This window comes from Paraburkholderia sp. SIMBA_027, assembly GCF_046535315.1.
GTDB classification, from domain to species: domain Bacteria; phylum Pseudomonadota; class Gammaproteobacteria; order Burkholderiales; family Burkholderiaceae; genus Paraburkholderia; species Paraburkholderia tropica.
Genome location: NZ_JAWRWY010001076.1, coordinates 1 through 255, shown reverse-complemented (window position 1 = coordinate 255; position 255 = coordinate 1). Strand labels below are relative to the sequence as shown.

Annotated in this window: 1 pseudogene; it reads left to right on the top strand. The window is 65.5% G+C overall.

From position 1 onward, the window contains the following. Nucleotides 1-255, top strand: a pseudogene (locus SB764_RS42415) (hypothetical protein); the annotation flags it as partial.

The following is a 255-nucleotide window of genomic DNA, read 5'->3' as shown; positions in this document are numbered from 1 at the left end:
ATGGCGGCTTGCGACTGACCGCGGTCGCCGCGGAACGCACGTACTGTCACGGCCGTGCCGTCGTGCCCAACGTGTACGGCAAACCACTCGACAAGGCACGCAAGATCCTGATCTCGCACGGCTGGCAGCCGCTGCGTCCGCACGAAAAACCGAACGAGATGGATGGCGCGGCGACGCTCGCGAAGCACGGGATCATCGAAGCCGAAGCATGCTCGGGCACCGGCATGGGGTATTGCGCGCTGCGATATCGGAGCG